This is a genomic window from bacterium, from assembly GCA_016786595.1.
GTDB lineage: Bacteria > Bdellovibrionota_C > UBA2361 > SZUA-149 > JAEUWB01 > JAEUWB01.
The window spans coordinates 170,056-186,456 of the sequence record JAEUWB010000003.1; the positions used below are offsets into that span (position 1 = coordinate 170,056).

Annotated in this window: 14 protein-coding genes and 1 tRNA gene; 13 read left to right on the plus strand and 2 right to left on the minus strand. The window is 43.1% G+C overall.

What is annotated here, in order from left to right; translation table 11 throughout:
• Positions 1 to 9 precede the first annotated feature (9 nt).
• The 8 genes from JNK13_01275 (at position 10) to JNK13_01310 (ending at position 7,351) form a co-directional block, all read left to right on the plus strand.
• Entirely contained in the window at positions 10 to 618 is a 609-nt protein-coding gene (locus JNK13_01275) for a hypothetical protein (GenBank protein MBL7661360.1), read from the plus strand.
• 41 nt (positions 619 to 659) lie between these two features.
• A complete protein-coding gene (locus JNK13_01280; GenBank protein ID MBL7661361.1) occupies positions 660 to 1,328 on the plus strand; it encodes a hypothetical protein in 669 nt (222 codons plus the stop codon).
• Positions 1,329 to 1,579: 251 nt separating this feature from the next.
• Positions 1,580 to 1,665: transfer RNA gene (locus JNK13_01285), tRNA-Leu, on the plus strand.
• Positions 1,666 to 1,970: 305 nt separating this feature from the next.
• On the plus strand, positions 1,971 to 2,504 hold the full coding sequence (locus JNK13_01290) for a hypothetical protein (protein ID MBL7661362.1): 534 nt from the start codon (positions 1,971 to 1,973) through the stop codon (positions 2,502 to 2,504).
• An 82-nt stretch (positions 2,505 to 2,586) separates the two neighbouring features.
• The gene (locus tag JNK13_01295) at positions 2,587 to 3,048 is read left to right on the plus strand and encodes a hypothetical protein (protein MBL7661363.1); all 462 of its coding nucleotides are present in this window, start codon (positions 2,587 to 2,589) and stop codon (positions 3,046 to 3,048) included.
• Positions 3,049 to 3,105: 57 nt separating this feature from the next.
• Positions 3,106 to 3,834 carry a fimbria/pilus periplasmic chaperone gene (locus tag JNK13_01300; GenBank protein MBL7661364.1) on the plus strand — a complete coding sequence of 243 codons (729 nt, stop codon included), beginning with the start codon at positions 3,106 to 3,108 and terminating at the stop codon, positions 3,832 to 3,834.
• 1 nt (position 3,835) lies between these two features.
• Positions 3,836 to 6,256, plus strand: a complete 2,421-nt coding sequence (locus JNK13_01305) for a TcfC E-set like domain-containing protein (GenBank protein MBL7661365.1) — start codon at positions 3,836 to 3,838, stop codon at positions 6,254 to 6,256.
• A gap of 60 nt (positions 6,257 to 6,316) precedes the next feature.
• A complete protein-coding gene (locus tag JNK13_01310; protein MBL7661366.1) occupies positions 6,317 to 7,351 on the plus strand; it encodes a bifunctional methionine sulfoxide reductase B/A protein in 1,035 nt (344 codons plus the stop codon).
• Here JNK13_01310 and JNK13_01315 read toward each other — a convergent pair.
• Entirely contained in the window at positions 7,338 to 8,450 is a 1,113-nt protein-coding gene (locus JNK13_01315) for an ABC transporter substrate-binding protein (GenBank protein ID MBL7661367.1), read from the minus strand. The two genes, JNK13_01310 and JNK13_01315, sit on opposite strands and share 14 nt — an antisense overlap.
• A 59-nt stretch (positions 8,451 to 8,509) precedes the next feature.
• Here JNK13_01315 and JNK13_01320 point away from each other — a divergent pair, with 59 nt between their 5' ends.
• The 5 genes from JNK13_01320 (at position 8,510) to bamA (ending at position 15,145) form a co-directional block, all read left to right on the plus strand.
• Positions 8,510 to 9,301, plus strand: a complete 792-nt coding sequence (locus JNK13_01320) for a hypothetical protein (GenBank protein ID MBL7661368.1) — start codon at positions 8,510 to 8,512, stop codon at positions 9,299 to 9,301.
• An 80-nt stretch (positions 9,302 to 9,381) separates the two neighbouring features.
• Entirely contained in the window at positions 9,382 to 10,890 is a 1,509-nt protein-coding gene (lysS, locus tag JNK13_01325) for a lysine--tRNA ligase (GenBank protein MBL7661369.1), read from the plus strand.
• A complete protein-coding gene (locus JNK13_01330; GenBank protein ID MBL7661370.1) occupies positions 10,887 to 12,158 on the plus strand; it encodes an FtsX-like permease family protein in 1,272 nt (423 codons plus the stop codon). Before lysS ends, JNK13_01330 begins: the two co-directional genes overlap by 4 nt.
• Before the next feature lie 36 nt (positions 12,159 to 12,194).
• The gene (locus tag JNK13_01335) at positions 12,195 to 12,851 is read left to right on the plus strand and encodes an ABC transporter ATP-binding protein (GenBank protein MBL7661371.1); all 657 of its coding nucleotides are present in this window, start codon (positions 12,195 to 12,197) and stop codon (positions 12,849 to 12,851) included.
• Positions 12,851 to 15,145, plus strand: a complete 2,295-nt coding sequence (bamA, locus tag JNK13_01340) for an outer membrane protein assembly factor BamA (GenBank protein MBL7661372.1) — start codon at positions 12,851 to 12,853, stop codon at positions 15,143 to 15,145. Before JNK13_01335 ends, bamA begins: the two co-directional genes overlap by 1 nt.
• A 258-nt stretch (positions 15,146 to 15,403) precedes the next feature.
• Here bamA and JNK13_01345 read toward each other — a convergent pair whose 3' ends face one another.
• Complete coding sequence (locus tag JNK13_01345; GenBank protein ID MBL7661373.1) at positions 15,404 to 16,396, minus strand: hypothetical protein; 993 nt, start codon at positions 16,394 to 16,396, stop codon at positions 15,404 to 15,406.
• Positions 16,397 to 16,401: the final 5 nt, after the last annotated feature.

Here is a 16,401-nt window from a genome sequence, read left to right on the forward strand (position 1 = left end):
AGCATAACTATGAAAAAACTAACACTAACCATTTTCGTGATCTTACTTGCATTGCCAGCACTAGCTGAAGAAGATTTTGCAGGACTTCTAAAGCGTGCGGAAGAACTTAAAGCGCAAGGAAAATACCCTGCAGCAATGGAAGAACTAAGTTGGGCCAACAAGCAACTGGAAAAGCTACATCAAGAGAGTTTGAAGAAATTTTTTCCTGACACCGCGGGAAGTTTTACGGGCGGTAAATTTGATGCCAATAACGCAATGGGATTTATGAATGTTGAGCGTGATTATAAGAGTCAAGCTGGAGCAGGAGTAAAGGTCAGTTTACTTGGCGCAAGTAACAGTCAAGGCTCAGCAGCTCAGGGTTTTGGAGCTCTTGCTGGTTTTGCTCAAATGGCTGCGATGATGGATGGGCAAAACGGCGCTGAAACTGTTCGCGTCAAAGGCAACCGCGCTGTTGTTGCAAAGAATGGACGATATTCTGAACTTAGTCTTAACCTTCCTTCGGGCTTGATGTTTAAAGTCGAGCAAACCAGCGGGCAAGAACTTAAGGCTGAGGAGTTAGCATCAGTGGCTGAAGCAATTGATACCACTGCGCTTGAAGCCTATTTGAAGACACGCTGATTCAGATCTAGCTTAGATCTTTAAAGAGAGAATCCTTGGCGATGAACCCGCAAAATTTTCCAGCGTATTTCTTTGTCGGCGCAATTATTTTTGTCGGCGCAATACTTTACTATGCCTATCTTACGGCAAAGAAGCGGCGGGAGGCTTTGCTTGCAGTATCGCGGCAAATTGGATTCCAATATTTAGAGAGCGATCCGGGCACATTTTTTGCCCAGCTCGCTCCATTCCAGCTTGCTACTTTTGGCAAAGCCTACAGCCGTAAGCTTTTTAATATTCTCAAAGGGCGTATTTCGGAAGGTGAACTAATCCTTGCTGATTACCGTTACACCTCCGGTTCAGGTAAAAATAAGCATACGCGTAATCAGACAATTATGCTTTTACAATCTGATAAATTATCTTTGCCTCAATTCGAATTACGCCCAGAGAATTTTTTCGATAAGCTTGCTGATACTTTTGGGTTTAAGGATATTGATTTGCCGCAGCACCCGGAATTTTCTAAGACCTTTCTAATCAAAGGCGCCGAGCAGCAGCACGTTCAAGCCTTATTTTCTCCAACTGTTATTACTTATTTGATGCAGAATCGTGATTTGCATATCGAAGGTAGTGGCAATCAGCTTTTAATTTATCGCTACAATCGGATAACTCCGGCCGAGCAAGTTTCTCGTCGTAGGGAGGAAGCTTCGCAAATTGCTAGACTCTTTATGCGCTAGTGGTTTGTGATACTAAAAAGATAAGTAATGCCGAGAGCCGGAATCGCTCTATGTCTATTCGGGCCAGGGGCCCGAGGTTGGCACGTCGCTAAGTAACTCAGGCCCTGAAAAAATATAATAGCAAGTCCTGTGCGTCCCTAGGCGCACAACCAAAAAAACAAAATCTTAACTCTCTTCTGGGGAAATTCACTGATTCTTTTCTTTCTGTTAAAAGATAAGTAAGTGTAGCTTACTTCAAATCCACACCTTATGCCGGGATGGCGGAATTGGTAGACGCACAGGACTTAAAATCCTGGGTTGCGAAAGCGACGTGCCGGTTCGATTCCGGCTCTCGGCATAGAAATTCTCCTGAATTACTTAGCAACTTGCCAACCTCGGGCCCCTGGTCCGAATAGAGATAGAGCGATTCCAGCTCTCAACATTCACATCAACTCCTCAATTGACTTTCACGACATTTCCGTAATTTTCACTACGAGTTCCCATGAGGAATGCTATCTAGCTGTATTTACTTTACTATTCCATGTAGTTTTTATGAATAAGAATTTCACTAAAAGCTATAGTTATTTTCTTCTAATGACGAAATAAATACTTAGTTGGGGCGCTGTGTGAGGCCTCTATTTTTTATCCTTAAGGAGAGCTGCAATGAAAAAGATAATCGCAAAGGTTTTAGTGGTAGGAGCTTTAATGTCAACGACTACTGCTCTTGCTGCGACAGACGGAACAGTTGGTGCAACCTCAACCGGAACTGCCAATATTACATTAACAATTCCAAAGTTAATTAAGTTAGTAGGACTGGCGGATTTTGCTTTTGGTACATATACGGGCACAGGTGACTTTAACGGCAATGAAAACGTTGTTGTTTCAACAAACTACGGAACTGCTGCTCGTACATATCGCATCAGGGCGACAGGTAGTGGTGCAAGTAGCGCATTTACATTGACTGATGGATCGCAGACTATTCCATATGCAGTTTATTGGAACGATGCGACAGGAACATCTGGGCGTGTTGCACTTACTACAAACATAAACTTGACAGCCCAAGGCGGTGCGTCAAAGCCACTTTCAAGTAGTTCTGATAACGCAAACTACAGCGTTGAAATTCTTGAAGCTAACATGCAATCAGTTGACGCCGGTGCATTTTCTGGAACACTAACACTAGTCGTTACCCCTGAATAGTGCTTGTTAATTGAAAATCGTAACAACGGGGCTGTTTTTCAGCCCCGTTGTGTTTTCAGTTGAAGTGTTTTTAATTAAGCCTATGAAAAAAAGTTTATGTCTAATCTTAAGTTGTATCTTATTTTGGACAAATCCAGCTCTTGCAGTTGTGCGCATCAGCAATATGAATGATTTTGCTTTTGGGACTTGGAGCGGGTCAGGAGATTTGCAGCTTACGGATGCAGTTTGTATTTATGATAGCGCTGGTGGAGCTGCAAACCGCAGATATTTTATTACTCTAACAGGGAGTGGCGCAGGCGGAGCCTTTACAATTGCAAGTGGCGCAAATACTCTAGCTTATTCTGCCGCTTTTGCAGGTTCAAATGGCGTCTTCACGAATATGACAGCTGGTGTGAGGGTGCAATTTGATGGAGCGCACAGAACTTCTAATACTTGCGGCGGAACTACAAACGCCCAAATTCGAATCAGCCTTACTCAAGCTAATATGCTTACTGTAGACAATGGTTCATATAGCGGCATTCTAACAGTATTGCTCCAACCGTAACGCAGGCATTTTCAGCATCTTGTGCATTCAGCGCGTTGATTCTATGCTTGAAATCAAATGTTTCGATCGATAGTTTTTTGCTTAATTTTTATTTTACCTTCTCAGCTTGCCGCTCAAGTTTTCCCGGAGAAGGCATTCTACAGGTTTGATCCGCAAAAACCACCTGTTGTAAACGTTGATGTGATTAATTCGCACCCGACACGAACGATGCGGGTCGAAACAACTTCAATCAAAGTTAATGCTCCAGGCGAGAAGGACGAACAATCAACTAGCGAGGGGGCTCTTTTAGTTTCTCCCAAGTCATTTTCCTTAGCTCCAAACTCGCGGCGCACAGTGCGACTACTTTTAAAAGCAAAACCTACGACAACTGAGGACGTGTATCGTGTGGCCTTTGAGCCGAAATCTTTTTCTGAAGAAGTAGCTGCCATTGTGAACAGTAATGAAGCTAAGAAAACAACTCCACAGCTTGCTGTTTTAATCGGTGGGGGAATTCTAGTTTTTGCCCCGCCACAAAATGCAAAGAAAGAATTGAGCTGGGAAAAAACATCAGAAGGTTTACTCTTAACGAATACAGGCGATGTCAATTTGCTACTTTCTGCTACTGAATCATGTCAGCTTGGCGGTACGAAATGTGAAGGAACTGACCAAGGTAAACGCCTCTATGCTGGCAAATCCATGACGCTTAAAGGTGGGCCAGTGTTTCATCTGGAATGGGAACCCGTGGAAACTCCAATGCAAAAATTCACAATTGAAACAAGTCGAGGAAAAAAAGAATTTTCCGAATAAAATGAGTAGGGTTATTTTTTTCATCGCTTTGCTCCAGATCTCCCTCGTAGCCCATTTCGTTAAGGCCGAAGAAAATCCGATTGACCCCGCACAGAGCCTCAAAGAGTATACAGCCTTTGATATTTTCCTCGGGGACGCCTTTAAGGGAATTGCGATGGCTTACTATTCTGATACTGCAGTTAAACTCGAACGTCCCCATGAAGTGCTAGAGCTTTTAGGATTTTCGGGTAAGGAAGCAGCAAATCAAGTTTTAAAATTATTGACCGATCCGATCGAGTCCAAGAAGTCAGTTCCGCATATTGGCTCAATCTCTGTAGATTCGAAAACATTTAGAATTGTTTTACGTCTAGAAGATGAATTCCTTGATACTGAAAAACTTGCCGCTAAAGGCTTGATTAAGCCAACAAGTGATGAAGTTTCGTTGCGCACCGATTTCCAAGCTGTATATGCAAAATCAGCGGAAGAAGATCAGAGTTTATTTTCTAATCTAACCGATTACGGCTTTAATTCAGGTTGGTTAAGAGCTAATGCTGCAAAATCAAACGTGGATAACCGCGACGACATTCGCGAGATATCGGCGAATTATATTTTAGGACGCTGGATTTTATCAGGAGGTTTGATCGATACTGCTGGCGCAGAACTTATTCCTTCGACGTTTTTAACTGGGATTTCTTTACGTACTGAACCTTTACTCTATGAAAGTAGTGATGCGCTGCGTGGAAATTCATTCCAAATTAACGTGCCGACGCGAGCGACCGTTGAATTTTTTAAGGAAGGACAATTAATTGATCGTCAGGTCTTAGAATCAGGAAAGCGCGAAGTTGATACTACACGTTTCCCTCAAGGTGGATATTATGTCGATGTAGTAGTGCGTGAGCTCGCAGGCGGGGAGAGGCGTGAGCGCAAATTCTTTTCTAAATCTGGGTTTTTAACTACGCGTGGTGGCCCACAATTAAGATTTGATATAGGAAAACTCCGTGAGGAAGCAGATCTTTTAGATATCCCCTATTATCGAAGCAGTCTCGAATGGAGATTATTTTCACCACTGCAATTAAATCTGGCTACATACGGCACTGATGATAAGCAAACTGGAGTTGTTGGCGTGCGAGCTACCTATGGCGATTTTCTTTTAACGACAGCCGGATCATGGTCGTCGAACGATAAATTTAGCTATACGATAGGCGGCGGCGGGGCTTTATATGGAATTTCTTTTTCTGCCGATCATGAAAAATCTGAATTAGTGCCGATTGACGAACTTGAGCGCAGGGAGCAAGTTGGCGAGGGGTTTAACCAATCACTTACGCCGATTGATAATCTATTTAACCCGGTTACGGCACGCGAAGGGGAGAGGACAAATGTCTACATTTCAAAATGGATTGATGATTTAGAGCTACGTTTTAATGCAATTAACATTAAGCGTGACGATGAGCCGGCATTTGAAACCTATGGGCCCACAATTCGCTATCGCATCCTTGAAGATGCAAAGAATTCCCTCTATGCCGAAGCTTCTTATCAAGTCACTAAAGAGAGTGATCTTGTATTAGCTTTCATTAGTTGGCAGCGTAGATTTCTGCCCTGGTCGATTGACTCAACTGCGGGACTTAGAACGGTGCAGAGTAATAACGAAGCTGGATCGGTCAAAGATGATTTTGGTCCGATGCTACGTGAAGCAGTTCAGTATGACGCAAGAAATAGTAAAACAGCGCAAGGCTTGCGAGCGCGCTTAGACGCATTAATGCGCGATCAGGAAAGTGGGTCGCTTGGAACCTTTACAACTTCGCAAGTTGAATACGGCTCTAATTATGGCGGCCTGCTTGCGGCACTTAATCATCAACAGGACTCAAATCAATCGCAAGATAGTGAAGCAATTGGTGCAAATTTAAGCATGGCCTTAAGTAGCCAAGGAAAGCTCACTACGGGACCTGCTGGACTGGGCGATGCTTTAATTTCTGTTGAAATTGTGAATCCTGACTCCGCTGCAGCTACTGATATAATCATCGATGGTCAAACGGTTAAAACTATCCACGGAGCTGGAAAGGTCTTAATTGGCGTTTCTGCCTTTCAGAAATATTCTGTAAGAATTAAGCCTGCGGTGAACTCGCCGGTGATGAGTTATGACAATAAGACTTATCAAGTGCTACTCTATCCTGGACATGTACAAAGGCTTACCTTTGACGTAGCTAAAGTTTTTGTAGCAATTGGTAAAATTGTTGACAGCAATGATCAACCTTTAGCTTCAAAACGCATCAAGGGGTTACGAGAATTCCCCCTAACTGAAATTGATGGGTCATTTCAAGTCGAAGTTAATGGGCACGAGGAAATTTCTGTCGAAATCAATGCGGGTGAGAGTTGTCATCTAAAACTACCTGAGGTCGGAGAAGTTGAATATTTTTACGATTACGGAACGCTTAAGTGTCTGTAGTGTATTATCTTTCCCGTGCCTTGAACATTTTATCTGCGAACACGTCGAAGCTTACAGCCCATGAAAAATAAAATACTATTTAGCTTAGCGTTATTTATTTCAATAAATGTTATGGCCCAAGAATATAAAAAACCAAATGATTCAGAGTTGCAGAAGCTTTTATCAAAAGAGCAATACTCCGTGACTCAGCAATGTAATACTGAACCACCATTTCGAAATGCCTATTGGGATAATAAAGCTCCAGGTATTTATGTTGATGTAACAACAGGCGAGCCGCTTTTCAGTTCCACTGATAAGTATGATTCGGGAACTGGGTGGCCGAGTTTTATGCGTCCAATCGTGGGCACTGATCTTGTTGAGAAAGCGGACCGGCAGTACGGCATGAGAAGAATTGAGGTAAAATCAAAATCAGGTGACAGTCATCTCGGACACGTTTTTGATGACGGTCCTGAAAAAAATCAGGGTGGAACTGGACTGCGTTACTGTATTAATTCTGCATCACTTCGCTTTATTCCAGCAAATGAGCTTGAAGCAGAAGGCTATGGGAAATTTTTATATCTTTTTCAGCCAGCCGCAAACTCTGAAGCTAAGACAGCTAAGCATCAGCCTCAAACTGAAATTGCCACACTTGCTGGCGGATGTTTTTGGGGCATGGAAGATTTAATTAGAAAACTCCCAGGTGTTGTCGCGACAGAAGTAGGCTACACAGGAGGAAATACTGATCAGCCAATTTACGACTATGTGCATAGTGGCACAACTGGCCATGCCGAAGCAGTGCGGATAGAATTTGATCCTCAGCAAACTACATACGAAGAAATCCTTCGTTTCTTCTTTAGGATTCACGACCCGACAACGTTAAATCGTCAAGGTAATGACCGCGGCACGCAGTATCGTTCAGCTATCTTCTTTCACTCTAAAGAGCAGGAGCTAGTTGCGAAAAAAATATTGGACGAAGTCGAGCTCTCGGGTAAATGGAAAAAACCCGTCGTGACCGAAGTAGTGACTGCTGGAAAGTGGTATCGAGCCGAAGATGATCACCAAGATTATCTGGTGAAACATCCAGGCGGGTATACCTGTCACTTTATTCGCGACTAGGGAGCTCTTGGAATTTAATAAATTTGTTGTCTCGTACTATTTTTAATTCGATTTCTTTTGCGGATACATCGCCGAAGCTGTCAAAAACGATCGGTCCGGAAGCGCCTGCGAACTTAATAGAATATAATTCTTGTTTGACGCATACGGGAGTAAGCTCATTTCCGCACTTTTTCATTGCATGAGCTAGGGCGATCACTCCATCATAGGCTTGAGCGACGGAGAATGAGGGCTCTTCGCGATAGAGTTTAAGGTATTGATCGGCAAGTTTAAGTCCAGCTTGCTCAGTGCTTAATTTGGGGTAACTATAGATCACGCCTTCACCTGCGCCTTGAGCGCCATCAAGAAAATCTTGTCCTTCAATTGAATACACGTCAGAGAAAATTTTAAGATTGAGCCCTAATTCCTTTGCCTGACGGACTAAGACACCAGCTTCTTTGTTGTGAGCCGAGAGGAATAGAGCTTTTAATTTGGTAGCTTTAAGGCGACTTAAAATTAAGCGAAAATCAGTTTCGTTTTGCTTAAATGATTCTTCGAATGCAATTTCGCCGCGATAGGAATTACGAAAACTTTTTCTACCAGCTTCGCCCTTTTCGTTTTCAATATAGAGCACTGCAATTTTTGCAAGCTTAAACTGGTCGAAAATTAATCTAGAAATTTCACTGGAGAGTTGGTTTGCAAGTACGCCTGTGCGAAATGTAAAATCATCAGGAGTACTATATAGTGGAGAGAAGGCAGATACATCCATCTGCACAATCTTATTTTTATTTGCTAGCGGCGCAATTGCTAGCGCTACAGAGCTTTGATTTGTAATTACAAAATTTATTCGATTCGTGGTTTGGAGCTTATAGAAAGCAGTCACAGCGGTATTGGCAAGGCCTTGGCAATCTTCGACAACTAATTTGAGTGGCTTGCCATTTATCCCACCAGCTCGGTTTATTTCGTCAGTGGCAAGGTTTATTCCGCGTAGCGCCCACTCACCGTAACGTGCAGAACTCCCAGTGATGCCCAGGATTACGCCAACTCGCACTTCAGCGAAGCACGAGATGGCAAGCAAGCACTGCATTGCAATTGATAATATTAACTTGGTAGAAAGTGGCATATGAAATAAACTCTTAATCGAAATTACTTGAACCTTGTAAGATAATCAAATTTTCATTTATGCATCAGCTTACTCCCGACATCGAAAAATATTTACAAGTCACAGACATCTTCGCAAAAAGTGCACGAAAGTTAATTCTTGATTTCTGGCATGCCAACCGCATTGAAGTTGATCTTAAGTCTGACAATTCCCCAGTTACTGAAGTTGATATGAAATGCGAAGCAATGCTTCGCGAGGAAATATCTAAAAAGTTTCCCGATCATGGAATTATCGGCGAAGAATATGGCGTATCAAACCCAGATTCTGAATTCCAATGGGTGATTGATCCAATTGATGGCACTCAAAATTTAGTAAATCGCATTCCGACATTTGGCTCGATGATTGCCTTGCGGTTTCAGGGCAAAAGTATCGTCGGGTCAATCGATCACCCGGCCCTGGATTGCCATTGCATTGGCGCTTTAGGCCAGGGAGTGTACTTTGCGGGGCAAAGACAAACGATTATCGATACAATTTGTCAGCCAAGCATTGCACCTAACGAAATTATTGCGACAAGCACGCTTGCTACTTTTAAGCGTAACGATCGATCGGCTTTATTTTATAAAATCCTAGAATTACATGCCAACACGAGAATTTATTACGACTGTTATGCCACAACACTTGCCGTCACTGGTCGGCTTGGAGCTTTAGTCGAATGTAATTTGAAGCTCTGGGACATCGCGCCAGCTGAAATCCTCGCGCAGGAGGCGGGAGGGAAATTTTGCTACTTTCAGACCGGTGACCAACCACAGTACTATAACTCAGTCTTTGGAAAACCTGCCGTGGTTGATAAGCTCTTAACTCTTTCCCTATAAACGCTTAAAATCAGTGAGAACTTGCGCCGAATAGCTATCTTTAGCTAATCTCTTGTGATTATTAAAAGTTTACCGAGATTATGATCAGCGAACAAGAACAAGTCCGACGCAATAAGCTCCAAGAGATAAAATCTAAGCGTTATCCATTCCCCAATGACGCGAGAATTACTGGAACAAGCACGGTCGTCAAAGCCGCTGCTGAAAAAGAAAAAGACCTGACCGAAGACAAGCGCACAAACTTTACAATTGCCGGTCGAATTATGACGATGCGACAGATGGGCAAGGCGGCCTTCATCCATCTCCAAGATCGTTACGGCCGCGTTCAAGTCTATGTCAAAAAAGACATTATTGGGGATGCTGCATTTGAGGAATTTAAAACTCTCGATATTGGCGATATCGTTGAAACATCTGGTTATGGATTTTTAACAAAGACAAATGAACCATCCTTGCATGCGTCAACGCTGCGCTTGTTAGTGAAATGTCTCCACCCTTTGCCCGAGAAGTGGCATGGCTTGACCGATGTAGAGACCCGCTATCGACAACGTTACATTGATTTGATCGTTAACGAAGAAGTCAGAGACACTTTCGTTGCCCGCTCAAAAATCATTAAAGAAATTCGTAATTTTCTAGATCAGGAAAATTATATTGAAGTTGAAACCCCGACCTTTCATAGCTTAACCGGTGGTGCAAACGCGCGACCTTTTAGCACTCATCATAATGCGCTTAACATTGATCTCTATTTGCGCATTGCTTTAGAATTGCCACTTAAGCGTTTAATTGTTGGTGGGTTTGAGCGTGTTTATGAAATTGGCCGCGTTTTCCGCAATGAGGGGATTTCCACGCATCACAACCCCGAATTTACGATGCTTGAGTTTTATCAGGCTTATGCAACTTTTGAAGATTTGATGGATCTGACGGAGCGCTTATTTGCACGATTATGTCAAAGTGTGCTCGGTTCAACGACTTCAAAATTTGGGGAAGTTGAAATCAATTGGCAGTTACCATGGAAGCGCGTTACCATGCTCGATTCGATTTATGAAATCGGCGGACTTGACCGCTCCATTCCGCTTGATACGCTTGAAGGCGTGCAGCAAGCTGGTGAAACGCTAGGTATTAAAGAAGCTGCCTGGGCAGAAGATTACGGGGTTGGTTTGTATGAGCTTTTTGACCAAGGCGTGCAGCCAAAAATAGTTAACCCTACATTTATTACGCGTCACCCTGTGGAAATTTCGCCACTGGCACGGCGCTCGATGGACGATCCGCGCTTTACCGATCGCTTTGAATTAATGGTTTGTGGCATGGAATTAGCAAACGCGTTTAGCGAATTAAATGACCCCGAGGATCAGCGTGGACGTTTTGAGGCGCAGTTAAAAGCAAAAGAGAAAGGTGACCTCGAGGCGATGGATCTGGACGAGGATTTTTTATGCGCGCTTGAATATGGAATGCCACCAACTGCTGGACAAGGTATTGGGATTGACCGCTTGGCCATGCTTTTTACAGGCAGTACTAGTATTCGAGATGTAATTCTTTTCCCGGCGATGAAACCAATTACAACTAAAACTGGCACATCAAGTAACGATCAAGAATGATACTCAGCTATTTTGAGCGATTGATTGCTACCCGCTACTTAGGCAGTAAGCGTAAAGAAGTATTTATTTCAATTATCACAGTAATTTCGGTCGTTGGCGTGGCCTTAAGTGTGATGGTTTTAAATGCAGTTTTAGCAATCATGACCGGGTTTCAAGAAGAGTTGCGCGATAAGTTAGTTGGCGCAAATGCGCACGTTGTAGTGCGCTCGTTACGTGGACCATTTGTCGAGTGGGCTGATGTAGAAAGTAAAATTAAAACTGTTTCTGGCGTTAAGGCAGTGTTTCCCTACACGCACAATCAAGCGATGCTGATGGGCAATCAAACGGCGCGAGGTATTTTAATTCGAGGCGTAGCCAACAATGCCGAAGCCTATGCGAAATTACAAACCTATACTAAAGGTATGGAGGGCATTGCCTCGGCACTTAAGCCCGCAAGTATTGATATTATTCGTCCGGATGGATCGCGTGACAGTGTGACCTTGCCACCATTAATTATTGGGCGAGAGCTAGCAATGGCCTTTGGACTTGAACCAGGTGAAGCTGTAACTTTGCTCTCGCCGAATGTTACAAGTTCGCCCCAAGGAATGGTTCCGCAACAACGGCGCTTCGTCGTGACGGCTATTTATCAATCTGGCTTAGTAGAATACGAGAGTGCACTAGTTTACACGAATTTACAGAGTGCGCAGGCCTTCTTTGATCTTGGGCAAAGTGTGACTGGACTTGAAGCGATTGTAGCTGATTTAGAAAAGGCGCCTGAAATTGCAGCAGCCATGCGCGCGCAAGTTGCAAATTATTTTGATATTAAGGATTGGACAAAAACCAATGAAGCATTCTGGCGCGCACTAAAATTAGAGCGTCGAGTTTACTTTATTGTGCTCTTGCTGCTGATCCTGATTGCAAGTTTTTCAATCGTTAGTACTCTGGTGATGGTTGTGCTGGAAAAAGGACGTGATATCGCAATCTTGAAGACGATTGGAGCAACTGACCGCAGTGTGCTTAAAATTTTCCTTTTCCAAGGGGCAACAATCGGAGCAGTCGGAACAATCTTAGGGACTGTTGCCGGCTACCTGTTTTGCATTGGCTTTCGTGAATATGGCTTTGAGTTGGATGAGAGTGTTTTCTCGCTTAGCACTGTCCCGGTAAGACTTGTTACTTCGAATTTTCTTAGCGTCGGGATTATGGCATTTATTATTTCATCTTTGGCTGGCGTTTATCCAGCATTACGTGCTGCTAAAATTCGACCTGCAGAAATGTTACGCTACGAATAGGATTAGCTTGTGGATTTAACGATTAAAAATTTATCAATGCACTATCTCGATGGCGCACGCACTGTAAGGGTTTTCGACAATCTTTCACTCGCTGTAAAATCTGGCACAAGTATTGCAATTATTGGCGAATCGGGGATCGGTAAATCAACGTTGTTGAATCTGTTAGGGACGTTGGAAACGCCAACTTCAGGGTCAATTCAGCTTGGTGATTTTTTAATTTCAGACGGGAGTTATTCGACCACAGCGCTTGCCAAGTTTCGCTCAGAGCAAATTGGTTTTATTTTTCAATTTCATCATCTCTTGCCCGAATTTACAGCTTTAGAAAATGTAATGCTGCCTTTACTGATTCAGGGCCGTAGTGTCGAAGCTGCTACAAACGCGGCACGTGAAATTCTTGTCAAAGTTGGGCTGGAGGAGCGTTTGACGCATCGCCCGACAATGCTTTCCGGCGGCGAACAGCAGCGAGTTGCGATTGCTAGGGCGCTAGTGCACCGGCCGAAATTACTGCTTGCTGATGAACCTACAGGGAATCTTGATCTAAATACAGCCAAAGAAATACAAAATCTGCTGCAGGGCATACAAGTTACTACAAAAGTTACAATGATCTTAGTTACCCATTCTAGAGAACTAGCAAATTCACTTGATCGGATTTTTGAATTGACGTCAAACGGATTGGTGGAGAAAAAAAAGTGATGAAGAAGTTATTTGTGTTGGCCCTATGTTGTTATGGCCTATTTTTTGCGCAGCTAGAATTTAGTGCTGCTGCTCCGCTAACAACGAAAAATGTGTCAATCAAGGATATTCGGCTTGTCGGCCTAAATAAAGTTGATGGTGAATCAGTGCTGGTGGGGATGAAAATCTCTAAAGGCATGACTCCTAATGCAGAAACGATTGATGCTGAAATTAAGCGGATTTATCGCCTTGGTTTTTTTGATCAAGTCTCAGGGGCAGTTGATCAAGTTGGTAATTTTATTGTTACGCTTGTTGAGAAACCTTCGATTCGAAGAATTCTATTGGAAGGTAACGATGTAGTTAATGATGAAACATTAAAAGAAAAATTATTAATCCCCACGCGACGATTCCTTGACCGCAAACAAATTAAAGCTGGAGTCGCAGAAGCAATGAAGTATTATGAAGGCCTGGGTAGAGCGGGAACTACAATTGAAGTAGAAGAGCAAGTTGTCGGCGAAAATGAAGTTGACCTCAAATACATAGTTAAAGAAGTAGATAAAAAAGTGATTCGAGAAATTGCTTTTGAAGGAAATCGCGCGTTTACAAGCGATGAACTGGAGGATGAAATCGATACTGGAACTCATTCCTGGTGGATTTCGTGGTTGTCAGGCAGCGGAATTTTAAAGCAAGAGAAATTAGATAATGATGTAAAGAAACTCGCGCGTTTTTACTTGAACCAAGGATATGCAGAGGTTAGTGTGGGAGAGCCCCGCATCAGCGAACTTGAAAATGGCATTAAGCTGACATTCCCCATTACTGAGGGAGAACTTTTCACTTTTGGTGAAATAACTGCGCAGGGAGATTTGGTTGATGGTAGTCAGGAGCAGACTTTGACTGGAACAAAGGCGCTTAGTGGAGAAACTTTCTCGGTAGACAAGCTTAACCAAGATACTTTCACGGTATCTGAAAAATTTACTGATATTGGCTATGCTTTTGCTAACGTTGAGCCGGATACTAAAATTATTCGTGAAACTAGAAGGGTTGATGTCACTTATCAGATTAGTAAGGGTAATTTAATTACGGTTAATCGCGTAAACGTTGCAGGTAACGATAAAACTGCAGACAATGTAGTCCGTCGCCAGTTAAAAATTGCAGACCGAGATCTGTATTCTAGTTCTAAAGTAAAGCGCAGTGAGGAATTAATGCGGCGCACTGGTTATTTCACTGAGGCCTCGATTACGCCGCAATCTATCCCCAACAAGGATGAGGTTGATCTGAATGTGTTGGTTAAGGAAGGGCAAACGGGGTCATTTAGTGTGGGTGCTGGGATTAGTTCTGGCGAAGGCTTTATTTTTAACACCCGTTTTTCTGAGACCAATATGTTTGGTTCAGGAAATTCGCTTACCTTAAATTCCGATTTGGGTGATCGTAACGAAAACTATACAATTAGTTATGATAATCCGAGGATTAACGATACGTATCTTTCTGGTGGGCTAGATATTTTTTCCGCAAATCGTCGTTACGATACTTTTGAACGCAGGCAAACTGGTGGAAGTGTTACGCTTGGTTATCCGCTAGCTTTTCTTGGGTCAGAGGCTAAAGATGAAATTCGTTTTTCGACAACTTATCAACTAGCAAAGATCAAGATTCATCAAATTGAGGAAGATGCTCCGAGTTTAGTTAAGGATGCTGAAGGGGAGACGCTACTTTCTAGTATTACCCCGAAGTTGTTACGTAATACGATTGACAACCCGTTGAACCCGGCCAGTGGGTCGAGGCAATTATTGCAGGTGGAGTATGCAGGCCTTGGTGGGGACGAGGAGTTTTGGTTGGGGCAGGCGAGTAACACGATTTACTATCCGTTGATTGATACTGCAATTGGGCCGATTGTATTTTCGCAGCGTACGCGTTTTGATTATGGCAAGGCTTATGGGGATAGTGACCGCTTATCGTTGTTTAGACGTTTTTTTGCAGGAGGCATAAATTCTGTGCGGGGTTTCGAGGCGCGTAAGCTTGGGCCGAGGGACACGAACGGGGAATTTTATGGTGGGGCGAAGCAGTTGATTGCAAATTTTGAAATGCTTTTTCCACTTGCTGCGGAAGTTGGGATCAAGGCGCTTGCGTTTTATGACATTGGCAATGCGTTTGATGATGATGAGAACTTGGAGGTTTCGGAATTGCGTCAAGCTGTAGGGGGAGGTATTCGTTGGACGTCGCCGATTGGGCCGATTCGTTTGGAGTTTGGTCATCCGCTTGACCGGAAGGAGGGCGACCGCAATTTCGTACCATACTTTTCTTTTGGCGCACCATTCTAGGCCCCAGGCCCAGCCCAGCCCACTGGTGTCAGCCTGTTAAGAACATAAAGAGCAGGAATGGGCTAGATAAGACTAATTTGTAGTGCCCTTGATCGTATTTTGGTAACTTAAGCGAGATAAATCATGCCATGAAATTGTGAAAAGGAATTACGATTTTAAAACTAGACAAACTTACGAGAAAAAGCGCAAGATCAAGACAAGCCGGTGCACACTCGCGCAATCGGAGCATCAAAATACAACTTGAAAACCGCTAAATTGCTAATAGTCGATATTATAGATTGAAGAGCGAGGGAATGATGTAGGCAAGTAAGCTCCCGATGGGTAGGTGAAGCTATAGTTTCCAAGCCTCCACTGTTCCCAGGCAACTGAGCATTTTTCGCAAAAATCTTTGTAGAGTTGGATGAACGACTTTCTTAGTTCCAGGCAAGTAGAGATACAAATGACCCTTAGGCCGAATTCTTTAGGCTTATAGAATTTATAAGGGTTTTGTAAGGATAATAGTTTAGAGTCACTGAGTTTGAATTTAGGAGAGCCAGCTTTGATGCGCTCTTTTTCAAGAGTATGTAATCCAGTAACAAGCGTTTCCTTCAGTGTTTGATTAGAGAGGAGTTTAGTTTCTATAAAAGCTGATTTCCAGGCGAAAGGCTTAAAAACAATACTTCTTGACCTACCTGGAAGGTCATCTAGCATTTTGCATAGTTGTTCAATTTCTAATTGAGAGAAGGGTTTATTCGGCAGCTTCGATATATATCTGGAGCGAATATACTTATAACTATCGATGATCTCAATGTCCTTGCCTTCAGATAATGCTTTCCAAGAGCTAACCCCTGGCCAAGATTCAATTGAATTAACGACCCTTGCAGAGCAAGGGTTAGCGTAGAGATAAGCTAATTGCTTAATACAAGCTTCAGCATTAAGAATTTGAGCGGCATGGTAGCGTTGAGCCCAGATCTTAACATGTCTTTTACCTAAAAGCTTACAAACCATCTTAGCCAACTCTCCATTAAAGATATTCATGAAGTCTTTAACCCGAGCCGGGTCCCCTTGGGGCACGAGCACCATATGGTAATGATTCTGCAAGAAAATAAGTGCACAAATAGCTATGTCGCTACATTTTTCCTGGGCTAGTGATAAAACTCCAAGAATTAAACGATTAATATATTCATTTGGCACAAATGGTAGGCCCTCAGCCAAGCGATTTGTAATAAAATATACCCCTCCATGCTCATACCTTCTACGTGGATGTCCCATAGAAA

Excerpts from the sequence above, each read along its gene's own strand:
- JNK13_01315 (MBL7661367.1), bottom strand. The coding sequence starts at position 8,450 with ATGCCACTTTCTACCAAGTTAATATTATCAATTGCAATGCAGTGCTTG.
- JNK13_01320 (MBL7661368.1), top strand. The coding sequence starts at position 8,510 with ATGCATCAGCTTACTCCCGACATCGAAAAATATTTACAAGTCACAGAC.
- JNK13_01305 (MBL7661365.1), top strand. The coding sequence starts at position 3,836 with ATGAGTAGGGTTATTTTTTTCATCGCTTTGCTCCAGATCTCCCTCGTA.
- JNK13_01335 (MBL7661371.1), top strand. The coding sequence starts at position 12,195 with ATGCACTATCTCGATGGCGCACGCACTGTAAGGGTTTTCGACAATCTT.
- JNK13_01345 (MBL7661373.1), bottom strand. The coding sequence starts at position 16,396 with ATGGGACATCCACGTAGAAGGTATGAGCATGGAGGGGTATATTTTATT.
- JNK13_01300 (MBL7661364.1), top strand. The coding sequence starts at position 3,106 with ATGTTTCGATCGATAGTTTTTTGCTTAATTTTTATTTTACCTTCTCAG.
- lysS (MBL7661369.1), top strand. The coding sequence starts at position 9,382 with ATGATCAGCGAACAAGAACAAGTCCGACGCAATAAGCTCCAAGAGATA.
- bamA (MBL7661372.1), top strand. The coding sequence starts at position 12,851 with ATGAAGAAGTTATTTGTGTTGGCCCTATGTTGTTATGGCCTATTTTTT.
- JNK13_01280 (MBL7661361.1), top strand. The coding sequence starts at position 660 with ATGAACCCGCAAAATTTTCCAGCGTATTTCTTTGTCGGCGCAATTATT.
- JNK13_01310 (MBL7661366.1), top strand. The coding sequence starts at position 6,317 with ATGAAAAATAAAATACTATTTAGCTTAGCGTTATTTATTTCAATAAAT.
- JNK13_01295 (MBL7661363.1), top strand. The coding sequence starts at position 2,587 with ATGAAAAAAAGTTTATGTCTAATCTTAAGTTGTATCTTATTTTGGACA.
- JNK13_01330 (MBL7661370.1), top strand. The coding sequence starts at position 10,887 with ATGATACTCAGCTATTTTGAGCGATTGATTGCTACCCGCTACTTAGGC.
- JNK13_01275 (MBL7661360.1), top strand. The coding sequence starts at position 10 with ATGAAAAAACTAACACTAACCATTTTCGTGATCTTACTTGCATTGCCA.
- JNK13_01290 (MBL7661362.1), top strand. The coding sequence starts at position 1,971 with ATGAAAAAGATAATCGCAAAGGTTTTAGTGGTAGGAGCTTTAATGTCA.